Here is a 20754-nt window from a genome sequence, read left to right on the forward strand (position 1 = left end):
TACCGGCAGCGGTGTATTTACTCGATTCGCAGGCCCAATGGCTCCGCCGCAGCAAGGGTCTTTTCGTACGACTCCTTGACCGCCTCACCGAGAGCAGCGAATTCCTCTGCTCGGGCAGAGGATTTTCTGAACACAATCCCAACGTGCCGTTCAGCGGGGACAGAAGGATCAAACTGCGCGAAGGAAATACCTTTCCGCGTGCATTCAGCTGCGACCGCTGAGGCTGGCAACAACGTGCATCCCTGACCTGCTGCGATGAGCTGGATGATGGTGGTGAGCGACGCTGCGCGGCTGACGGAATCTCTGCCATATCCAGCGTCGACTTGGGCGAGGCGGCAGAGGTCCATGACGTGTTCGTGCATACAGTGCCCGTCATTTAGCAATAGAAGACTGACGTCATCGAGGCTTTCCAAGGTCAAATCCTTGCGCCCTTCGAAGGGATGGCCTTGCGGCAACGCGACGATGAAGCGTTCTGTGTACAGCTCAATTTCTGTGAAACCTTGTTCCTTCGACGGAAAAGCGATGAGGGCGAGATCGATCTTCCCATCGCGCAAGGAGTCCATGAGGACAGGCGTTGTTTCCTCAATGATCGTCGGTTCAAGGTTGGGGAATTTCTCCTGGATGATCGATAGGAATTCAGGGAGAAGATACGGCGCGATTGTGGGGATGACACCGATGGAGAGCTGCCCAGTGAGAAATTCGCGGCCACCGTAGATCTGCCCCTTGAGAACATCAACCGCTTCGAGTACGGCGCGGGCGTACGGTACGAGCTTCTGGCCGATAGGAGTGACGATGACTTTGCGGGTGGAACGCTCAATGAGCTGAAGCTCTAGCCCTTTCTCCAGGGTGGAGAGACCCTGAGAGAGGGAAGGCTGAGTGATGGAAAGTTTCTCTGCTGCCGTACCAAAGTGACGGTTTTCTGCCAGTGTGACAAACATGCGCAATTGGGCCAGCGTAGGCAGGAAATCTTTATCGGACATGCCTATGACCATAGATCGAGTCATAGGTTTTTGGGCAAAAATAGTTCTTTAATTTCACAATGCGATGATCGTGATGCCCTAGTGGACTACCTAGACGTGGCGCATGACCAATGAACTCAGTCGCACTTCACCTGCAGCATCAGACGCATCCAAGTCCACCGTGCCATGTAACTGGAACGCATTATCGCCTGCTGGATCTTTGATGATTTGGGTGACGGTCCAAGCACGCGTCTGAGTCTCTGTGAGAGAGAAGTACTCAGGCCCGCGTGCATCACCGTCTAGTTCAACATCGTCGTATTCGTCGAAGTAATCATCCATGAGTGCCGGCCAATCTGGCTGGTCTGCCACATCCATGTAGTCCAGCATCTCCGCCAGTTCCTTCTCCTTTTCGTAGGCAAACAGCTCCACGAGGCGGAAGAAGTAATTGCGCACCATGATGGTGAAAGCGCGACGATTCGCCGTGAGTGCCGTGGGATCTTCCACTCCAAAAGCGAGCTCGCGTTCCAGATCATCGCGGCTGATCGGGGTGGATTCGTCGCTCATGTGGGCCCATTCGTCGATAAGCGAAGAATCGACCTGGCGGATGAGCTCCCCGAGCCACACGATGATGTCATCGAGCCGCTCCGTCATATACGCGTCCGGAATGGAGTGTGACAGTGTCCGCCAGGCATCTGTGAGGTAGCGCAGGACAACGCCTTCGCTGCGTGCGAGACCATAGGTGGCAATGACATCGGAGAAGGTCATCGCGTGCTCGATCATGTCACGCACAACGGACTTGGGGGACAGTTCGAATTCTTTCGCCCACGGGTTGCCCTGCGCAAACGTCTCGTATGCTTGCTCCAGCTCCTCCTTGAGTGGCTGCGGATACGTCACGTCCTCAATGAGCACCATGCGCTTGGTGTAGTCCACGCCCTCGGCCTTGAGAGCCGCAATCTCCTCACCACGCTCCTTCGTCTGCTGCGCCTGCAGCAACTGGCGCGGATCATCCAAGATGGCCTCAAACGCAGAGATGACATCTAGATCGTATGTATCGGACGCCGGATCCAGCAGAGTCAAAAACGCCAATGCGAAAGGGGACAACGGCTGGTTCAGCGCGAAATCCCGATCAAGTTCCGCCGTGAGCGTGTACGGGCGAAACGCCGGTGAATCAGGGGTTCGTTCCACCACTCCAGCAGCGATCAAGCCGCGGAAAAGATCAAGAGCGGTGAGGATGTCCTGGTTCTGCTTTGCCCGTGTGTCATGGTTGCCACGCAGCAGGTTCTTCATATGCTCGTAGCCATCACCCGGACGCGCAATCACGTTGAGCAGCATCGAATTGGATACCTGGAATTGGCTGGTCAGCTCCTCTGGTTCAGCCTGGGTGAGACGCTGGAAGGTGTTCTCCGACCAAGAAATCTCCCCATCACGGGCGGATTTTTTGCGGATCTTCTTCAGCTTCTTCGGGTCATCCCCGGCCTTGCGGCGCAGCTTCACGTTCTCAATCTCGTGCTCCGGCGCTTCGACGATGACCGTGCCCTCGGTGTCAAAGCCCGCACGGCCGGCACGGCCAGCAATCTGGTGGAACTCACGGGATTTCACAATGCGCTGGCGGGTGCCGTCATACTTAGCCAGACCCGTCATCAACACCGTGCGAATCGGAACATTAATGCCCACACCAAGAGTGTCCGTACCGCAAATGACTTTGAGCAGACCCGCTTGCGCCAGGCGCTCAACCAAGCGGCGGTACTTGGGCAGCATGCCCGCGTGGTGGATACCAATGCCACGACGCAGCAGTTTTGACAGTGTCTTGCCGAAGGTGGTGGTGAAGCGGAAATCCCCGAGCGCTTCCCGGATTGCTTCTTTCTCCTCGGGGGAGACCATCGGAATCGACGTCAACGCTTGGGCGCGTTCCGTTGCTTCACGTTGGGAGAAGTGCACGACGTAAATGGGAGCCTTGCCGTCTTTGAGCAGCTCCTCAATCGTCTCGTGCACCGGTGTGAATACGTAGTGGAAATCTAGTGGCACTGGACGCTCAGAACCACCGACGAATGTGGTTTCCCGGCCCGTCCGGCGAGTGAGATCCTCCTCTAACCAGGCCGTATCACCAAGAGTGGCGGACATGAGCAGAAACTGCGCCTGCGGCAGTTCCAATAGTGGCACCTGCCATGCCCAGCCACGCTCCGGGTCGGAATAATAGTGGAACTCATCCATGACCACCTGGCGGATGTCGGAGTTCTTGCCCTCACGCAGCGCGATATTGGCCACGATTTCTGCCGTTGCCGCGATGATGGGTGCGTGCCCATTGACGGTGGCATCACCCGTCATCATGCCCACGTTCTCTGGGCCGAAAATCTCACACAATGCGAAGAATTTCTCACTCACCAAGGCTTTGATGGGGGCAGTGTAAAAAGTGCGCTGGCCACGCGCCATGGCAATGAAGTGAGCAGCATTAGCCACCATGGACTTACCAGAGCCCGTCGGCGTGGCCAGAATGACATTGTCACCAGCCAAGACAGCCAGGGATGCTTCCTCCTGGGCAGGGTAGAGGGTAATACCGCGCGATTGGGTCCAGCGGATGAAGGTGTCCCACACCGCATCGTCGAAAAGCGATGCGGGAACATCCTCCAGATCACTCAGCGCGTCACCGAGTGTGAGCGGGGTACCAGCTGCTCCTGTTGATTCCATGTGCCTGCCTACTCGCCGTCATCCGTCGACGAGTCATAGTTATCAGGGCTATCAGGCGTGGAATCCGCGTCATCCTCGGAGGAACCAAGATCCATCTGCGGGTCATGCTCCCACATCAGGTCCTCTGCAGCCGGACCCAAACCACGCGTGCGGTCCCGGTCATCGATCGCCGCGAGGAAGTTCTCAAACGCCTCCCCAATCTCCTCCCCACTAGGCACCTGAGCTTCCCCCGGCATCATCTTCTGCGGATTCTTCTTCCGGTATGACTCCATCTCGCGGTCATAGTGCTGCTCAAGCTGGTGCACGACCTGCGAGATCTCCTCAGAATCATTGGTCTGCTGCGCAAGCTGAAGATTCACGCGCTCAATATCCTGCTCAATGGCACGCAGCGGGAACTGCAGCTGCGAGGTGTCGGACACGGACTGCAGCAGCTGGAACACCGCATGCGGGTAGGGCGATGCGGACACATAATGCGGAACATGCGCGGTGTAACCGGCAACGCGGCGCCCGCGGGCATGAAGCTCACGCTCAATCATCACCGAGGCAGCACCAGGCATAGACACCATGCCGTCATACGTGAACATTGTGCCCACTAATTCACGGTCATTCCCATGAGCAGACACCACCAAAGGGCGCGTGTGGGGGGCACCCATCGGGGCGGCGTACAGGCAGATGGTTTTATCCACATTGAAGTGGTCCACCAGATCAGCCACCGACTTAGAAAACGCCTCCCAGCGCAGATCCGGTTCCGGGCCGGACAGGAGCAGGAACGATGTGCCCTTGGAATCGCGCAGAACACGCATGTCCAACTCGATGGACTCCATGTCCGTGATCTCGTGCTCGCTCATGGTTACCATCGGGCGGCGCGAGCGGTAATCAATCAACTCATCGTTATTGAAAGTGGCCACCGTGCGTGAATCCAATGCGGCCTTCAGGTGCCCAGCGGCTCCTTCCACGGCATGGCCCGCATCCGCGTAGCCCTGCATTGCGATGATCAAGGTGGGGCCGGAGGACGCGCCGCCGTCGACGGCAGGGGCCGGGTATTCCAGCTCATACATGTGACGCTTGTCATCTGACGCCATTGAAAACATCCTCCTTCTCACGTTCTACCGGTGAACGCACACATCCTCTACAACGATGCCTGCGCATATTTTCATTCCCACCATACGGACCCACCGCGACATGGTGTGCGACATCCCTTGGAATGGCACCTAAAAGAGAGGGTTCTACGGTGCGCCTGTGGAATTTTGCTGAGATTCCACAGGCGCAGAACACAAAAATTGGCCAGTTTTTGAAATGAAGGGAACCGTTTGGGGGTGTGAAGCAGTCAAAGAAGATATGACACATTCACACAACCCGCAGAGGGAAAACAATTCATCCGATCCGTTCTTCGACCCATGGCTGTCCGACATCCCGTTGGTGGACAGTCCATCCAACATCATTGCCACGATTCCGGGCACGTTGGGCTATTACCCCCAAGAATCCGTTATTGTCATTGGTCTTGTGCCCGATGACGAGGACCCGCATAGGCCCGTCCTGGGGCCCGTTCTGCGCGCTGACATCGTTCATGCTCATCACGTCCGCAAGGCAATAGCCACGCACCTCAACGGTGCTTGCTTGACGTACTTCGCACTGATTGTCACCCGCATTCCGGACTCAGACAGTGCACGCTCCGCCATCGCAGAGCTAGAAAGCATTCAATGTGGCGGAGGACACCCGCTCATCGGGTTCTGCTGGGCTGTCAGCGAAATCGCCCAAGGCACCCCGTACCAAATGGTCTTCGGCCCAGAGGTCGCCCCAGACTGCATCGAATGGGAGCGCGGCATCATTGGATCAGTCATTGCTTCCCCAGCGATGCAGGCCATGCGTGACAACGGCACTTTGCCAGCGCTGACGCGTGAAGACACCTTTGCCTTCTTTGACTGCGTGCAGGAGTGCTGTACGAACAAGAAGGTTGCCAAAACAGCTCAGGCTTTGACCGTCGCTGCAAGGAAAGAAAGTGATGAGCTCTGCCGCAAGCTGGATTGTGGTGAGTCTGGTGCTGCAGAGGTCGTGCGCGCCGCGGGACAGGCTTTGCGGAGCGTGCAACCACTGCCACTCGTGGGGGATGATGCGCACCCCACGCTCGAACAGCTCTTTAAAGATGAAGATGAGCTCCGCGCGCTCGTTGTATCCCTCATGCGGGCACCACTGCGAGACTGCCTCATCGGGCAAGCAATTGATCACCCTGAAACAGCAGCCACAGCTTTGATTACAGTTGCCCGGAACTTCCGTGGCGTCATCCGCGCCAATGCGTTGAGCTTGTGGGCACTCGTGGCTATCAGCCGGGGACTATCTTCGTGGGCATCAACCGCACTCGCCTGCGCACAGGAGGAAATGCCACAGCATTCCATGTCGGCGATTTGCTTGCAGGTCATGGCAACAGGGCAGCAACAACAGTTGGTCACCACCATTCTTGAGGGCTGTGAGGTCGCGTGTGCTGCGTTGCTGGCACGAGAGAGCGGTGGGGAAGAAGCAGCTTAGCCGCGAGCTTGGGTGTACTCCCACGCATCGGCCACGATGGTGTCCAGATCAGTGCGTGTGGGGGACCACCCAAGCTCTTCTTTCGCGCGCTCGGAAGAAGCGATGAGGGTGGCCGGGTCACCGGCACGACGCGGTGCAACCTCAGCGGGAATGGGGTGTCCCGTGACGCGACGGCACGCCTCAATGACTTCCTTCACTGAGTAGCCATCACCAGATCCAAGGTTGAAAATCCGGTGGGTGCCAGGAGAGTTCGTCTCCAACGCGAGCATGTGTGCATCGGCGAGGTCCCGAATATGGATGTAGTCGCGCACGCATGTGCCATCCGTCGTAGGCCAATCATCGCCGTAGATGAGGATCTTCTCGCGCTTGCCCTGCGCCACCTGGAGAACCAGTGGGATCAGGTGCGTCTCCGTGGCATGGTTTTCGCCGTAGCCGCCGTAAGCACCTGCAACGTTGAAGTACCGCAAGCTGGTGGCCCCCAAACCGTAGGCGGCAGCATACGACGTAATGGCGTAGTCAATAGCAAGCTTCGTCGCACCATACGGATTCGTGGGAGCAGTGGGCATATCTTCGGTGATGGGCACACGCTCTGGTTCGCCATAGGTGGCAGCAGTGGAGGAAAACACAAGCGAGTTCACTCCGTGCTCACGCATCGAGTTGAGCAGCTTCAGAGACGTTTCAAAATTGTCACACCAGTACTCATCTGGCTTCTCCACGGATTCACCAACAAGGGAACGGGCCGCGAAATGGAGCACACCGTCGACGTTGCCACCGGAGAGGACATCATCGATCACATCGTTGATGGCGCCCTCCACCAGATTCACGCCGGGCACAACCGCATCGCGGTTACCCGTGGAGAAGTTGTCTACAACCGTGACATCGTGGCCTGCGTCCAAGAGCACCTTGGTGCACACGCTTCCTACATATCCGGCACCACCAGTGACAACGAGTTGAGCCACGGTTTAACCCTCCAGCTTCTTCACGCGTAGCGCGTGAACCAGGTCCGGTGTCAGCTCAATCTCCGAGCCATTCTCCGTTGTGACAGTCACAGCACCATGCGGTTTGCCTGTGAGCGTCACCTTGGTGCCACGATTGATACCAAAGCGGCAAATAGAGGAGTATTGCTCCGAATCAAGCTGAAGAATCTCATTGATCTGCACGACCTCAGCTTTGACTGGTTCGTTGAGGTTCAACTCATTCACCCGCACGCCCAGGTCGAACTCCTTGTCCGCCGCGTATCCCAATTCACTCAGTGCTGGGATGGGGTTGCCAAAGGGGGAGCGGGTGGGATCCTCCAACACGTCAATCAGCTTGCGCTCTACCTCTTCACTCATCACATGCTCCCAACGGCATGCCTCGGCGTGAACCTTGCTCAGGTCCAATCCCAACACGTCTGTGAGGAGGCGTTCCGCCAAGCGGTGCTTACGCATCACAGAGGTTGCAAGCTCACGGCCACGCGGGGTGAGGGACAAAGAGCGGTCATGCTCCACAATGATGAGACCGTCACGCTCCATGCGTGCCACCGTCTGAGACACCGTGGGGCCCGACTGGTCTAGGCGTTCGGCGATACGCGCGCGCAGCGGAACGATGCCTTCTTCCTCCAGCTCGTAGACCGTACGCAGGTACATCTCGGTGGTGTCAACCAGATCTCTCACAGTAGATATCCTTTTGGACTCATCGCAGGACAAACTCTGGCCAATGGTAGCCGAGAATAGTGGCCGCGGGGCGTATGACAGGCAAACACCCGGTCCACTCAAGGCAAAGAGTGGAAGCCGGGTGAGGTGAAAAAACTTGTATTTTAGAAGGCGTAGTCGCGCAGGCGATCCGCGCGTTCACCAGCACGAAGTTTGCTCATCACTTCGCGCTCGATTTGGCGCACACGTTCGCGTGATAGCCCGAACTTGCGGCCAATCTGATCGAGTGTGCGAGGCACACCGTCATCGAGGCCGTAGCGTAAACGAATCACATCTTGCTCGCGCTGCTCGAGGCCACCGATGATGTCATTGATGTCATCGTGCCGCAGCACAGAGACTACAGCGTCCTCAGCGTCCGCCGCTTCTGCATCCTCAATGAAATCGCCCAACGGTGCTTCTTCGTCCGCGCCCACCGGCATGTCCAGACTCACCGGATCGCGCGACTGGCGCAGGAGCATCTCAATCTTGGCTTCCTCAATGCCGGATTCCTCCGAGAGCTCCTCATTCGTGGGTTCACGGCCGAGGGACTGGTACATCTCACGGCGAATGCGGGAGAGCTTATTTACCTGCTCTACCAAGTGGACTGGGAGGCGAATCGTGCGGGACTGGTCGGCCATGCCACGAGTGATAGCTTGGCGGATCCACCACGTTGCGTAGGTGGAGAACTTAAAGCCCTTTGCGTAGTCGAACTTCTCCATCGCACGGATGAGGCCAAGGTTGCCCTCCTGGATGAGATCCAAAAGCGGCATGCCACGGCCGGTGTAGCGCTTAGCCAAGGAGACGACCAGGCGGAGGTTTGCTTCCAGCAGGTGGGAGCGGGCCTTGCGGCCTTGCTTTGCCAAAATCTTCAGATCGCGGGTCTTCGCGCGGGTGAGCTTCACCTCAGGATCATCGAGGAGATGCTGGGCGTACAGGCCGACCTCAATCTGCTGTGCGAGCTCCACTTCCTCCTCGGCGTTGAGTAGAGCAGTCTTGCCAATGCCGTTGAGGTACACGCGGACAAGGTCCGCCGACGGGTTGTCATTCGTCTGATTACGTCGGCTCCCGCGATCAACCTTTTCCTCGTTGTTGTCGACACGATCCACATTGGGTTGGGTCATGGTGATCGGGCTCCTTTAAGTCTCGCGAATCTAACCTATTAACGCCGGACCAGGCAGCTTTGTTCCCAGAATTGAAGAACGTCTGTTTTTGCTGCTCACATTGGGTTCAATGTGGGCCCGATGTAGGAGCAAACGAGTTTAAAACCTACCTGTTGGACTTTATCAGCAAACGCTCAACATTCAACAAGAACGGTGAAAGGACCTGAGTTCACGGAAGCAACATCCATCATTGCTCCGAAGCGGCCCTGTTCGACGTGGATGCCACGCTCCGTTAAAGCTCGTGCAATCTTTCCGATGACGGGCTCTGCAACATCACCTGGTGCCGCCTCAGACCAAGAAGGACGGCGTCCTTTCTTTGTCTGCCCCATGAGAGTGAACTGGCTGACCAAGAGCACCGGTGCGCCAGTATCTTCTACGGAGACCTCACCTTCAAGAATGCGAAGCTCCGCAATCTTTCGGGCCATCACTTCCCACGCGTCATCGCTGTCATTGCGGCCGATACCCACCAAGGCGAGGATGCCACCGGTGTCGGGGCAGTCAATCGCGCCGACGACCTCTCCGTCAACGGTGACGGAGGCTTGGGTAACGCGAGTCAGAATAGCTTTCATGTGGGTATAGCTCCTTCTAAGCGCTGTGGCGGCGGATCAGGTCAGCGGGCAGGACGAAACCATGCCGGATCAAATCCACGACGATGCCGGTGGCCTCCACAGCCAGTGCCTCTTCTTGTGCATCATCGAGGCCCTGCGCTGCCGCCCACAACGCCACGATCTCACTCAACGGTAAGCCATCAGGATTCAGTCCAGAGACAATGGATGCCACAGCATCATCGATATCGTGAGTGAAGCGTGGCCCATCCGTGCGGGTCAAGCGCTTCACCTTCGGCTCAAAGCCCATACCGTTATGCGCATCCGCCACGCTCACATCTTCTAGCGCAACACCAGGTCGCACAGCATAACGCGACTGCAAAATGTCCTCTTGGGACGAGCTGCGCAGCCACTCCATTCGCATGAAGTATTCCTCCACCTCGGGGCCGAGGGGATCAGTCAATGGCTGGTCCAATGTTTCAAAGGTGAGTTCACTCGGCGCATCCCCAATATCCCGAATGAAGATCCAGCCAAAGCCCACCGCACGCACACCGGCATCGCGGAAGTGTTGCAGCCATGCACGAGTACGTTCAATCCCGTCCTTGGAACGCGGATCTACAGATTCATCCTTAAGCCAGGTGGATACATACAAAGCTGGGTCCACGATGTCGCGTTGGCACACCCAGGCCGACACTCCTGTTTGTGGGAACCAGGACGCCACACGACGATCCCACGGCTCATCATCAGCATGAATCCATGCGCCCAGAATGAACGCGGTGCCATTTTCTGCAAGATGCTGTGGCACCGTATGCACCACCAACTCGCTGGCGCCATCGAGATTCAAACCGGAATCCCGGTACACGTGGCCTACCTCCGGAAGGCCCACCACGAACGGGGGATTGGCAACGATACGGTCGAATTTCTCCCCGATAACAGGTTCAAACCAGGAGCCTTCGCGGATGTCCACGTTGGTCACACCGGCACCGGCCATCGTGGCACGAGCAAAATCCAGTGCACGTGCATGCAGATCTGTGGCCACCACGCGCTGCGCACACCCAGACTGAGCCAAAGCCTGAACGCCCGAACCAGTGCCAAGATCCAACACGGAATCCACAGGAGTCAGCGGGGTAGCGGACAACAAGGACAAACTCGCCGCACCCACACCCAGAACATGATCAGGCCCCGGAACGTGTTGCGTCACCGAAGCATCACAATCAGAAAAGACAAATCTGTCCTCACCGGCGATGACGTGCGGGCGCACATCAACTGCGACAGTCACGTCACCGGAGGGGGTTGTGGTGGCCCATCCATCGTCGATAAGCGCTAAAGCAAGACGCGGTGAGAGTATGTCCGCAAGCTCCGTGGGCGTGAACGGCTGGCGCAAGAGAAAGAACCGAATCAAATCAGACAGGCGCGACCCATCGCATGCAGCTAGCACCGCGCCGGGCTCACCCCGGTAAAGCGCATCCGTGGCATCTGGGCCCAGGTGCGCGGCGATGGAATCTGCGGTGAGGCCTGCCTCACGCAATTCGCGGGTTAACTCCCGTGCAATATCTGCCGAAAAAGCTGCGGACACGATGTCGCCTTTCTACGTATGCCTAGATGTGGTCGATTGTGCCTGGATTCTCATCGTGCTCGCCACTGTCCGCGCGCCCAGAGGACAATTGCGCCTGTTGGTGGGCAACAAGCATCTGGTGGCGTGCAGCGGCCGGCTTGTACACATTCTGTGTCCGCTTGTCCCGCACCTCATTGCTGTCATTCGCAATGACCACGGAGATCCATGGCAAGGGGATGGAGATGCAGAAGAAGATGAGTGCGAGCCACCAGTTGTGCCACCACAACACTGCTGCGATGGATAGCAGTACGAAGGGGATACGCAGGCCCTGCAGAATCAAGTACTTGGTTTCGCGGGAGCGACGATTCTCTGAAGGGGAGCGACGGGCGCTGGTGATCAACTGCGCGCGACGGTGCAGAAGTTTCCTGTGTGGCTTGGACGTCGCTGATGGCTGCGCCTGCGTGGAATCCGTTACGGCAGCATCGACGATGATGTTGTCGTCATTGTCGCCGTGGGCAGTGCTCATAGGCACCAAGGGTAGACCGGTGCCCACGGCTTATGCGACTTACCGTGGGAATGAGGCATGATGGTGTCTGTGACTCAGACAACCACCAAAACGATCGAACGGCCCGATGTCCGCGAAGACACCTCGCAGGACAACGACACTCCGAAGTTTTTCCACTACGTAAAGAAAGACCAGATCGTCAACTCCGCTGTCTCCGGCGCCATGGTTGTCGCCCTGTGCGGGGAGACGTTCCCTGTGCGTAAGCAGGCGAAGCCAGGTTCGCCCGTCTGTCCGGACTGTGAGCGGATTTTCAAGGGGCTGCGCAGGAAGTGACCCACGCCGCCGCGGGGCCGACTCTTCGTCTCTGGCAGCAGGAGGCCCTTGATCAATTCTTTGCGCACAAGCCCAAGGATTTCCTTGCCGTGGCTACGCCCGGTGCCGGAAAGACCACCTTTGCGTTGACGCTCGCCAGCATGCTGCACGCGGAGAAAACCGTGGAGCGCATCATCGTGGTGGTGCCCACGGAACACCTCAAGGTGCAGTGGTCCCAGGCGGCAGCGCGGTTCGGTTTGTCGCTTGATCCGGCGTTTACTAACTCGTCGGCGGTGAACCCGGCCTATGACGGCGTCGTGGTCACCTATGCCCAGGTGGGCATGCACCCGTTCAAGCACCACGCGGTAGCAAGTGCTCGTCGCACTCTCGTGATTTTGGATGAGATCCACCATGCCGGCGATGCGAAGAGCTGGGGTGACGGTGTGCGCGAGGCATACAATGACGTGGAGCACCGTCTAGCGCTCACCGGTACGCCGTTCCGGTCTGATGATTCGCAGATCCCCTTTGTTACCTACACCGAAGATGGGGAAGGGCATCTTGTCTCCCGCGCGGATTACACCTACGGCTACGCAGAAGCGCTCAAAGATGGCGTTGTGCGCCCCGTAGTCTTTCTGGCCTACAGCGGTGAAGCCCAGTGGCGAGATTCCGCCGGCGAAGAATATTCAGCTCGGCTGGGGGAGCCACTCGATGCGGCACAAACTGCACGCGCGTGGAAGACAGCCCTTGACCCGAAGGGGGATTGGATCGCTGCGGTGCTCCAGGCAGCGCATACTCGTCTGCTGAAAATCCGTGCGAACATGCCGGATGCGGGTGGGCTCGTGATCGCCACCGATACAACCACCGCGCGTGCGTACGCGAAGATCTTGCAAAAGATCAGCTCTACGCCCGTCACCGTGGTGCTTTCCGACGAACCCGGGTCTTCCAAACGCATCGACGAATTCTCTGCCTCCCAAGACGAGTGGATGGTGGCAGTGCGCATGGTGTCCGAGGGAGTGGACGTTCCCCGCCTGGCGGTTGGTGTATACGCCACATCAGCATCCACACCGCTATTTTTCGCCCAGGCTATTGGCCGGTTTGTGCGTTCCCGCATGCCGGGTGAGTCCGCATCCATCTTCCTGCCTTCCGTTCCGGTGCTTCTGCGCTTGGCGGAGGACATGGAAGTCTCCCGTGATCACGTCTTGGGCAAGCCTCACCGCGAACAGGGTTGGTCCGATGAATTGCTGGAGCAGGCCAACCGCCAGCAAACCGAACCAGATGAGGGACCGAGCTACGAGTCCATCGGTGCTTCCGCTGAGCTCGATTCCCTGATCTTTGATGGCTCCACCTATGGCACGCCCACCCTCGCAGGCACGGAAGAGGAACAAGACTTCCTCGGCCTCCCAGGGCTGCTGGATGCAGAACAAGTGAAAACCCTTCTGCGTAAGCGCCAAGCCGATCAGCTTGATGCCCGTGAAGCAGAGGAGAAAGCCCAACAAAAGCAAAAGGCAGCGCAAGAGGCTGCGGAGAAAAGTGGGTTGGGGCTTGGGGGAACGCGCATAACCGAAAGGCCCTCGAGCGGCGTCGCATCGGAAGACATCCCGGCGTTGAGGCAAGAGCTCAACACACGCGTATCAATTGTTGCATCACGCACGGGGCGCCCACATGGCGCGATCCACACGGAAGTGCGTAAAGCATGTGGTGGTCCGCCCACCGCACTGTGCACAGCGGAACAACTGCGTGAGCGCATCGCATACCTGCGAGATTGGTAACTCCCCGGGCTGAAATGAACAGCACCGGGGAGTGGGGGAGTACGGAAGACGGATCTAGTCCAAGTAATCGCGCAGCACCTGCGAACGTGACGGGTGGCGCAGCTTCGACATCGTCTTCGACTCGATCTGACGGATACGTTCACGCGTCACGCCGTAAACCTGACCGATCTCGTCGAGCGTGCGTGGCATACCGTCCGTAAGCCCGAAGCGCAGACGCACAACGCCAGCTTCACGCTCAGACAGCGTGTGCAGCACGTCCTGGAGCTGATCCTGCAGCAAGGTGAAGGACACGGCGTCAACGGCAACGACTGCCTCGGAATCCTCAATGAAGTCACCGAGCTGACTATCGCCCTCGTCACCAATGGTCTGGTCCAAGGAGATGGGCTCACGAGCGTACTGCTGGATCTCCAGCACCTTTTCCTCAGTGATGTCCATTTCCTTCGCCAGCTCCTGCGGGGTCGGCTCACGCCCAAGGTCCTGCAGCAGCTCACGCTGAATGCGGCCAAGTTTGTTGATGACCTCGACCATGTGCACCGGAATACGAATGGTGCGTGCCTGGTCAGCCATGGCGCGGGTAATGGCCTGGCGGATCCACCACGTTGCATACGTGGAGAACTTGTAGCCCTTGGAGTAGTCAAACTTCTCCACCGCGCGGATGAGGCCCAGGTTGCCTTCCTGAATGAGGTCCAGGAAAGCCATACCGCGGCCGGTGTAGCGCTTAGCCAAAGAGACCACTAGGCGCAGGTTTGCCTCCAGCAGGTGATTCTTTGCTTTACGTCCATCACGTGCCACGGCGCGCAGGTCACGCTTCACGGCAGGGGTGAGCTTGGCATCCTTGTCGCCCTCATCGGCGGCACGCTGCATTTCATCCAGGCGGTACTGGGCGTAAAGCCCAGCCTCGATCCGCTTAGCCAGGGAGACCTCCTGCTCAGCGTCCAGCAGGGCAACCTTGCCAATCTGCTTCAGGTACGCACGAACCGAGTCAGCGGAAGCGGTGAGCTGTGCATCCTTACGCGCCTGGCGCAGTGCAGCGGACTCCTCGATGTCCCAGACAGACGGTGCCGAGTTACCAGCATCATCCTCATCCTCATCCGCGGATCCAGCCGGTGCGGACTCACCGGCCTCGCTTTCCTGGCCGAGCTCAGGAACGAATTCAGAGTCATCCTCTTCTTCGTCCTCATCGTCGACGACCTCGTCCTCATCATCGAGGTCCTCATCCTCAGCGAGCTCCGGATCATAATCATCATCCAGCTCATCGCCGTCCATGTCATCGTCGATCAGTGCATCATCCACATCATCCGCGGCATCTGCCTCATCGGCATCGAGCTCGTCCTCCAGCTCGTCTGCCTTCGTGGCCTGCGCTGCAGCAGTCTTCTTCACTGTCTTCTTCGCAGCCGTTTTACGCACGGTCTTCTTAGCCGTGGTCTTCCGGGCTGTTTTCTTAGCGGTTTTCTTTGCTGTCTTTTTAACAGTCTTCTTTACCGTCTTCTTCGCCACCTTTTTCGCCGGCGCGGCCGTCGTAGACTCTTCAGTGGCTGCCACATCCGCATTGTCAGCAGCAGCAGTGGTCGAGGCGGCAGCCTTGGCAGTGGTCTTCTTCGCCGCGGTCTTCCGTGCCGTCTTTTTCACAGTCTTTTTCGCCGTCTTTGGTGCGGCTTTCTTCACTGCCTTCTTGGTGGTTTTCTTTGCGGTCTTTTTTGCAGTCTTCTTGGCGGTTGCGCGCGCAGGAGAAGCCGCCCCGGTGTCACCGGGTGCCTGGGTTGCCGCGTCGGCGGTTTCAGGGCTCTTCTTGCTGGAAGGGGTGCTAGCTGCCACGTACGACCTTTCGTGCACTCATCACTGCTAATGGATGTTGTCCGCCCCACGGTACGCGCATTTGCGTTGACGGGGGTCAAGCCCCGCGGGGTGAATCCAACAACCTCACATGCTGAAGTCTATTTTGCCATCCCATGGAGATAGGCAAGACGACCAGTGGTTAAAGGACAACCGTACAGCATACGCACGCACAGCTGAGCTTCGCCACTGTTTTGTGGTTTTTCTTTCAGGGGTTTATCCGCTACGGTGCGACATCTTTGGTCACGGCCATTGCTGCACCGACAATACCTGCGCGGTTGCGGAGCTGGGCGGGGACAACCGGTGTGTCAACGGTGAGGTAGGGCACCCATTTATCGGCCTTGCGGGAGATACCACCGCCAACAACAAAAGCGTTGGGGTTAAACAGCCGCTCGTATTCTTTGAGCACTTTATCCACGCGCTTTGCCCACTGTTTGTAGCTGAGTTCTTCGCGGTCCCGTACAGCGGATGACGCCTGGTGCTCTGCTTCCTTTTTGCCCACCATCATGTGACCAATTTCGGTGTTGGGGAACAGTGTGCCATCCACCAGGAAAGCGGAACCAATGCCAGTGCCGAAGGTGAGGAAGAGAACAGCACCAGACCGGGCAAGCTCATCGCCGAAGGCAACTTCGGCGAGGCCTGCCGCATCCGCGTCATTAAGCACTGCAATGCTGCGGCCAGGCAGGTGCTCCTCGAAGAGGTCGTGGACGTTGGTGCCAATCCATGAGGAATCAATATTCGCGGCGAGGCGCGCAACCTGATCCTTCACCACTGTTGGCATGCAGATGCCCACCGGGCCGTCCCACTTCAGCTTGTCGACGATCTCCGCGACCGTCCTTGCAACCGCCTCAGGAGTGGCTGGTTGCGGAGTTTCAATCTTGATGCGCTCCGTAACAAACTCACCGGTGTCCATGTTGACCAAAGCGCCCTTGACGCCGGAGCCACCAATATCGATGCCGCAACAGTAGTTCCCACCTGCGGGGAGATTCCCGTTATTCATACCGGCCGAGTTTACCTATCAATCTCACCTAAGGTTGGGCACGATGACTGGCACAGAAAATCACATGGACTATGACACGACTGAACTGCTAGCCGTGGCCTTGGAAGCAGCGCTTGGTGCAGCGAAACTCGTGCGCACCCGCCGCGAGGAACTCGTCACATCGGGCGCGTTGGCACGCACAACCGAAACAAAATCCTCCGACGTTGACCCAGTGACGGTGGTGGATAAAGAGTCGGAGGCGTACATCACGCACACTCTCACGGAGCTGCGGCCTGATGATGGCATCGTCGGGGAGGAAGGCACATCTCTTGATTCCCACTCCGGTGTCCGCTGGATCGTGGATCCCATCGATGGCACCGTGAATTTCCTCTACGGAATCCCGCAGTACGCGATTTCTATTGCTGCAGCTGCCGGTGATGACCTGCTTGCTGCTGTGGTGATCAACGTGGCTACTGGGCGCACATTCATCGCGCGCAAAGGGGAGGGGGCCTTCGTGGAGAGTGATGAAGAATGGCACCAACTCACCTGTGCGCCCCAGCAGCCCGACAGCGTCAGCCATGCGCTCGTTGCCACTGGTTTTTCCTACACCCCCGAATGGCGTGCGCAGCAGGCCACGATCATCACTGAACTTCTCCCACAGGTACGCGACATTCGGCGTATGGGGTCGGCTGCGCTTGACTTGTGTGCATTAGCGGAAGGCACCGTCAACGCCTACTACGAGCACGGAATCCACCCGTGGGATTACGCCGCTGGGGCGCTCATCGCTGCGGAAGCCGGTGCGTACGTGCAGCACCCAGGGCTAAGCGCGTCCGGTAAAGACGGCGAACTAACCGCAGCCGCCGCGCCGGGTGTGTGGGAGGAATTCCGTGAGGCGCTGGCTTCGGCGGGGGCGTTTGAGCCTCTGCGTTAGTGTGCCGATTGGAACAGTATGAGTCAGGATGAACAGCACATGTTGGCAGCTCAGTCTAGAGCGGATGATTTCAGGCCCGTGGAGGTCATTCTGCCACGGGATGTGCCGCTCGGTGGTCCACGTGGAATGAAGGTGCACCGTACGATTCCGCATCGACAGCGACCGATGATTGGCGCGTGGTGCTTTGTCGACCATTACGGCCCCGATGGCGTTGCAGTTACTGGTGGGATGGATGTCGCCCCACATCCACACTGCGGGTTGCAGACGGTGTCCTGGTTGTTTCAGGGGAAGATCGCACACATTGATTCCGGTGGTGGGCGCGGTGTGGTGCATCCCGGTGAAGTGAATCTCATGACGGCGGGCGAGGGGATTTGCCACTCCGAAACTTCAACCGCGGACACATCCGTCCTCCATGGTGTGCAGTTGTGGATCGCGCTGCCGGAAGATGCCCGGCGTACCGCTCCACGAGCATTTGAACATTACGTGCCACCGGAGGTCACGCTTGGTCCCGCAGCCCAGCCAACGGGAGTGATGCGGGTGTTCTTGGGGGAATTCGGGGGTGAGCGAAGCCCCGTCGATACGCATAGCCCTCTTCTTGGGGTTGAACTTCGCATTGCGCCAGGTGCTGAGGTTGAACTGGCGCTCAATCCTGACTTTGAGCATGGATTGCTTGTCGACGTCCCTGGGATCCACCTGGAAAACATTCCCCTCCCAGCGCGCGCAATTGGCTACATGGGCGTGGGGGAGACAGCGATGCGTATTCACAACACCACGGATGAGTGGGTTTATGCCGTACTCATTGGTGGTACGCCCTTTGAGGAAGAGATTGTGATGTGGTGGAACTTCATCGGCCGTGACTATGAAGAGATCAAAACAGCACGCGCCCAGTGGCAGGACAGGTCAGAGCGATTCGGTGAAGTTGAGGGGTACGTAGGCCTTGGTGGCCCCGGTAAAAATGGTGACGGAATGAGTTGGTTGCCGGCGCCGAAGCTCCCCAATGCCACGTTGAAACCGCGCCGGAACCCGGGGCCCACGGCGCGGGTCCAGCATTAGCTTTCGGCGAGCATGTCGCGCACGAGTGGAATGACCTTGGTGCCGTAAAGCTCCACGGAGCGCATTCGGGCGGAATGCGGAATGTGTCCAACGGTGGAGTAGACCATGTCGTAGCGCCCAAGATCGAGGGTGCGAACGGTGTTGGCGATCTTCTTTGCCACGGTCTCGGGGGATCCCACGGTGAGTGCGCCATGGTTGATTTCCGCCTCAAACCGGTCACGGGTTAGTGGCGGCCACCCACGAGTGACACCGATGCGGTGCTGGGCGGCGGCGTACTCCTCGAAGATGATCTCCTTGGCTTCCTCATCAGTATCCGCAACAAAGCCGGGGGAGTGCACGCCCACGGGATGAGCGGCGGTACCAAGTTGCTCGGTGGCCTGCTTGTACAGGTCTACGTAGGGTTTGAAACGCACAGGTGCCCCGCCGATGATCGCTAGCATGAGGCGGAAACCATAACGTGCAGTGCGCACCACAGATTCCGGTGAACCACCAACACCAATCCACGTGGTCAGGCTACGTTCCGTCTTCGGGTACAAGTCCGCGTTCTCCAGTGCGGGACGCGTGTGCCCGGACCAGGTAACTGGCTCCTCCTTAACAATCTCCGCCCACAGATTGAGCTTTTCCTCAAACAGGCGGTTGTAGTCCTCCAGCTTGTAGCCGAACAGAGGAAACGATTCCGTGAAGGAGCCACGCCCAAGAATGACCTCCGCGCGACCATTGGACAATGCGTCAAGGGTGGCAAACTGCTCAAACACGCGTACCGGATCATCGGAGGAGAGCACAGTCACGCCTGAAGCCAATTTCATGCGCTTCGTGACAGTAGCAATTCCGGCCAACATCGTTGGTGGGGAAGAGATGGCGTAATCCGGCCGGTGGTGCTCACCAACGGTGAAGGTGTCCACCCCAATGGAATCCGCAAGCACGGCTTCCTCCAACGTTGCGCGGATAGCCTTCGCGTGCGTGAACAGGGAGCCATCCGCCTCACGCGGTAGGTCTCCGAACGTATCTAGGCCGAACTCAATAGCTGTGGGATCTAACGTGGTCATGGCATCTCCTTCTCATGGTCAATCAACAGTGTGCGCAGTGTTAGTGCGTCCACATTCGCGCCGAACGCTGGATAGCCGGGCTGTAAAGCGATGCCAGCGTCGAGGGAATCTAGCGACAATGGCTCAAAACCGAAGTCGCGAACGAGCGTGCCCACGAGGGCGACGTCCTCTGCGCTGTCACCCGCGACAGCGATGGCTTTGCCAGTGCCAGGGCCCTCATCGAGGTCGTGGTAACCCATGTGGTTGAAAGCCTTGACCACGCGGGAATCCTTCAGATGTTCTTGCACCAGCCGTGAAGAATGTGCCTCGGCCAGTTCGGGGTCATGGCCGTCCGTTTCCCACCAGTAATTCATGGCATCAATTACGAGCTTTCCGGCTAGTGCATGTGCGGGTAACTGGCGGAAGTTGCGGAGGGGAAGCGCGAGGATCACAACATCGGCAGTATCCGCGACCTCTCGGACCGTAGCGGTACGCGCGCCGGGCACGAGGGCGCTGACGATGAGCTCGATTGCTGCTGGATCACCGGAGCTGGCCAACGTTGTGTCATGCCCTGCTGCGACGGCGAGTCTGCCTAGGACGGTGCCAAGTTTGCCCGCGCCCAGGATTCCAATGCGCATCCTCAATCCCTCCCTTTATGTGACGTGTCACCAACACTAGCATTATGGCGCGCAAGATCTCTAGTGAGGGGAGTCTTTTGACCAGCACGGAAGCGCGTGAAGAGCTATCTGGAATGCCACATTCACTCCCGTGTGGCGACACGCCGAAACTACCCTCCGCGGGGGAAACATGACATCTAGGCAATCGTGATTTAGTATCGCGTCGAAAGTACGCAATAAAGGTCATTGCATCGACTGCTTCCGCGCAGCGGAACACGGTCATGCAGGGCACAGAAAGTATCAGAAGGAGACCCCTTAGTGGCCACTGATTATGATGCTCCCCGCCGGCGCCTCGATGACGAGATTGAGACGGACTCGCTCGAAGGCCTGAAGGCGGCCGAAGCTGCTGGCAGCAGCATGGATGATGACGGGGAAGTCGTGGACGCATTTGATCCGCCAACGGTGGATCTCACCGGCGAGGAACTCAACGTGTCCGTTGTGCCGAAGCAGGACAATGAGTTCACCTGTGCCTCTTGCTTCCTTGTGCAGAAGAACAACCGCCTCGGCCACACGGACGACAACGGCGCCAAGATCTGCCTCGACTGCGAGTAATTCCCCGGAGGGGAGGCA

At 58.2% G+C, this 20754-nt stretch carries 19 protein-coding genes; 6 read left to right on the forward strand and 13 right to left on the reverse strand.

Translation table 11 applies throughout. The annotated features are described in order from the left end of the window. Nucleotides 1-17: 17 nt before the first annotated feature. From QP968_RS02075 to QP968_RS02085, 3 genes are all read right to left on the reverse strand, one after another. Nucleotides 18-980, reverse strand: a complete 963-nt coding sequence (locus QP968_RS02075; RefSeq protein ID WP_284854773.1) for a hydrogen peroxide-inducible genes activator — start codon at nucleotides 978-980, stop codon at nucleotides 18-20. A 90-nt stretch (nucleotides 981-1070) separates the two neighbouring features. Continuing rightward, the gene (locus tag QP968_RS02080; RefSeq protein ID WP_284854774.1) at nucleotides 1071-3644 is read right to left on the reverse strand and encodes a DEAD/DEAH box helicase; all 2574 of its coding nucleotides are present in this window, start codon (nucleotides 3642-3644) and stop codon (nucleotides 1071-1073) included. 8 nt (nucleotides 3645-3652) lie between these two features. Beyond that, a complete protein-coding gene (locus QP968_RS02085) occupies nucleotides 3653-4726 on the reverse strand; it encodes a PAC2 family protein (protein ID WP_284854775.1) in 1074 nt (357 codons plus the stop codon). A 256-nt stretch (nucleotides 4727-4982) separates the two neighbouring features. On the opposite strand from QP968_RS02085, the gene QP968_RS02090 reads away from it, so the two are divergent. Next, nucleotides 4983-6167, forward strand: a complete 1185-nt coding sequence (locus tag QP968_RS02090) for a DUF4192 domain-containing protein (RefSeq protein ID WP_284854776.1) — start codon at nucleotides 4983-4985, stop codon at nucleotides 6165-6167. Here the strand turns inward: QP968_RS02090 and galE are convergent. From galE to QP968_RS02120, 6 genes are all read right to left on the reverse strand, one after another. Then, nucleotides 6164-7126, reverse strand: coding sequence for a UDP-glucose 4-epimerase GalE (galE, locus tag QP968_RS02095; protein ID WP_284854777.1), 963 nt, complete (start codon nucleotides 7124-7126; stop codon nucleotides 6164-6166). The two genes, QP968_RS02090 and galE, sit on opposite strands and share 4 nt — an antisense overlap. A 3-nt stretch (nucleotides 7127-7129) precedes the next feature. Further along, on the reverse strand, nucleotides 7130-7822 hold the full coding sequence (locus QP968_RS02100) for an iron-dependent transcriptional repressor DtxR (protein WP_284854778.1): 693 nt from the start codon (nucleotides 7820-7822) through the stop codon (nucleotides 7130-7132). Between the two features lie 143 nt (nucleotides 7823-7965). Then, nucleotides 7966-8961, reverse strand: a complete 996-nt coding sequence (locus QP968_RS02105) for a sigma-70 family RNA polymerase sigma factor (RefSeq protein WP_284854779.1) — start codon at nucleotides 8959-8961, stop codon at nucleotides 7966-7968. A gap of 173 nt (nucleotides 8962-9134) precedes the next feature. Further along, nucleotides 9135-9569 (reverse strand): D-aminoacyl-tRNA deacylase, encoded by a 435-nt coding sequence (gene dtd / locus QP968_RS02110; RefSeq protein WP_284854780.1) that lies wholly within the window; start codon nucleotides 9567-9569, stop codon nucleotides 9135-9137. A 16-nt stretch (nucleotides 9570-9585) separates the two neighbouring features. Continuing rightward, nucleotides 9586-11121: a DUF7782 domain-containing protein gene (locus QP968_RS02115; protein ID WP_284854781.1), complete on the reverse strand. Its 1536-nt coding sequence runs from the start codon at nucleotides 11119-11121 to the stop codon at nucleotides 9586-9588. Between the two features lie 22 nt (nucleotides 11122-11143). Then, on the reverse strand, nucleotides 11144-11626 hold the full coding sequence (locus tag QP968_RS02120) for a DUF3099 domain-containing protein (RefSeq protein WP_284854782.1): 483 nt from the start codon (nucleotides 11624-11626) through the stop codon (nucleotides 11144-11146). A gap of 57 nt (nucleotides 11627-11683) precedes the next feature. On the opposite strand from QP968_RS02120, the gene QP968_RS02125 reads away from it, so the two are divergent. Continuing rightward, complete coding sequence (locus tag QP968_RS02125; RefSeq protein WP_420840183.1) at nucleotides 11684-11938, forward strand: DUF3039 domain-containing protein; 255 nt, start codon at nucleotides 11684-11686, stop codon at nucleotides 11936-11938. Next, nucleotides 11935-13686, forward strand: coding sequence for a DEAD/DEAH box helicase (locus QP968_RS02130; RefSeq protein WP_284854783.1), 1752 nt, complete (start codon nucleotides 11935-11937; stop codon nucleotides 13684-13686). The genes QP968_RS02125 and QP968_RS02130 overlap by 4 nt, the downstream gene beginning before the upstream one ends. A gap of 54 nt (nucleotides 13687-13740) precedes the next feature. Here QP968_RS02130 and QP968_RS02135 read toward each other — a convergent pair whose 3' ends face one another. Continuing rightward, the gene (locus QP968_RS02135; protein WP_284854784.1) at nucleotides 13741-15501 is read right to left on the reverse strand and encodes an RNA polymerase sigma factor; all 1761 of its coding nucleotides are present in this window, start codon (nucleotides 15499-15501) and stop codon (nucleotides 13741-13743) included. Nucleotides 15502-15742: 241 nt separating this feature from the next. After that, a complete protein-coding gene (gene ppgK, locus QP968_RS02140; protein ID WP_284854785.1) occupies nucleotides 15743-16519 on the reverse strand; it encodes a polyphosphate--glucose phosphotransferase in 777 nt (258 codons plus the stop codon). 43 nt (nucleotides 16520-16562) lie between these two features. On the opposite strand from ppgK, the gene QP968_RS02145 reads away from it, so the two are divergent. Together QP968_RS02145 and QP968_RS02150 are read left to right on the forward strand one after the other, a co-directional pair. Continuing rightward, complete coding sequence (locus QP968_RS02145; protein WP_284854786.1) at nucleotides 16563-17429, forward strand: inositol monophosphatase family protein; 867 nt, start codon at nucleotides 16563-16565, stop codon at nucleotides 17427-17429. 18 nt (nucleotides 17430-17447) lie between these two features. After that, nucleotides 17448-18482 carry a pirin family protein gene (locus tag QP968_RS02150; RefSeq protein WP_284854787.1) on the forward strand — a complete coding sequence of 345 codons (1035 nt, stop codon included), beginning with the start codon at nucleotides 17448-17450 and terminating at the stop codon, nucleotides 18480-18482. On the opposite strand, the gene QP968_RS02155 is transcribed toward QP968_RS02150, so the two are convergent. Further along, nucleotides 18479-19528: an LLM class flavin-dependent oxidoreductase gene (locus tag QP968_RS02155; protein ID WP_284854788.1), complete on the reverse strand. Its 1050-nt coding sequence runs from the start codon at nucleotides 19526-19528 to the stop codon at nucleotides 18479-18481. The two genes, QP968_RS02150 and QP968_RS02155, sit on opposite strands and share 4 nt — an antisense overlap. Next, entirely contained in the window at nucleotides 19525-20145 is a 621-nt protein-coding gene (locus QP968_RS02160; protein ID WP_284854789.1) for an NADPH-dependent F420 reductase, read from the reverse strand. Before QP968_RS02160 ends, QP968_RS02155 begins: the two co-directional genes overlap by 4 nt. 297 nt (nucleotides 20146-20442) lie before the next feature. On the opposite strand from QP968_RS02160, the gene QP968_RS02165 reads away from it, so the two are divergent. Then, complete coding sequence (locus QP968_RS02165) at nucleotides 20443-20736, forward strand: DUF4193 domain-containing protein (protein WP_284854790.1); 294 nt, start codon at nucleotides 20443-20445, stop codon at nucleotides 20734-20736. Nucleotides 20737-20754 lie beyond the last annotated feature (18 nt).

The organism is Corynebacterium sp. MSK041, assembly GCF_030232265.1.
Taxonomy (GTDB): domain Bacteria; phylum Actinomycetota; class Actinomycetes; order Mycobacteriales; family Mycobacteriaceae; genus Corynebacterium.

Coding starts and splice junctions, on each gene's coding strand:
- QP968_RS02150 (WP_284854787.1), top strand. CDS start 17,448: ATGAGTCAGGATGAACAGCACATGTTGGCAGCTCAGTCTAGAGCGGAT.
- QP968_RS02155 (WP_284854788.1), bottom strand. CDS start 19,528: ATGACCACGTTAGATCCCACAGCTATTGAGTTCGGCCTAGATACGTTC.
- QP968_RS02105 (WP_284854779.1), bottom strand. CDS start 8,961: ATGACCCAACCCAATGTGGATCGTGTCGACAACAACGAGGAAAAGGTT.
- QP968_RS02125 (WP_420840183.1), top strand. CDS start 11,684: ATGATGGTGTCTGTGACTCAGACAACCACCAAAACGATCGAACGGCCC.
- QP968_RS02080 (WP_284854774.1), bottom strand. CDS start 3,644: ATGGAATCAACAGGAGCAGCTGGTACCCCGCTCACACTCGGTGACGCG.
- QP968_RS02145 (WP_284854786.1), top strand. CDS start 16,563: ATGACTGGCACAGAAAATCACATGGACTATGACACGACTGAACTGCTA.
- QP968_RS02120 (WP_284854782.1), bottom strand. CDS start 11,626: ATGAGCACTGCCCACGGCGACAATGACGACAACATCATCGTCGATGCT.
- dtd (WP_284854780.1), bottom strand. CDS start 9,569: ATGAAAGCTATTCTGACTCGCGTTACCCAAGCCTCCGTCACCGTTGAC.
- QP968_RS02085 (WP_284854775.1), bottom strand. CDS start 4,726: ATGGCGTCAGATGACAAGCGTCACATGTATGAGCTGGAATACCCGGCC.
- QP968_RS02090 (WP_284854776.1), top strand. CDS start 4,983: ATGACACATTCACACAACCCGCAGAGGGAAAACAATTCATCCGATCCG.
- QP968_RS02075 (WP_284854773.1), bottom strand. CDS start 980: ATGTCCGATAAAGATTTCCTGCCTACGCTGGCCCAATTGCGCATGTTT.
- QP968_RS02160 (WP_284854789.1), bottom strand. CDS start 20,145: ATGCGCATTGGAATCCTGGGCGCGGGCAAACTTGGCACCGTCCTAGGC.
- ppgK (WP_284854785.1), bottom strand. CDS start 16,519: ATGAATAACGGGAATCTCCCCGCAGGTGGGAACTACTGTTGCGGCATC.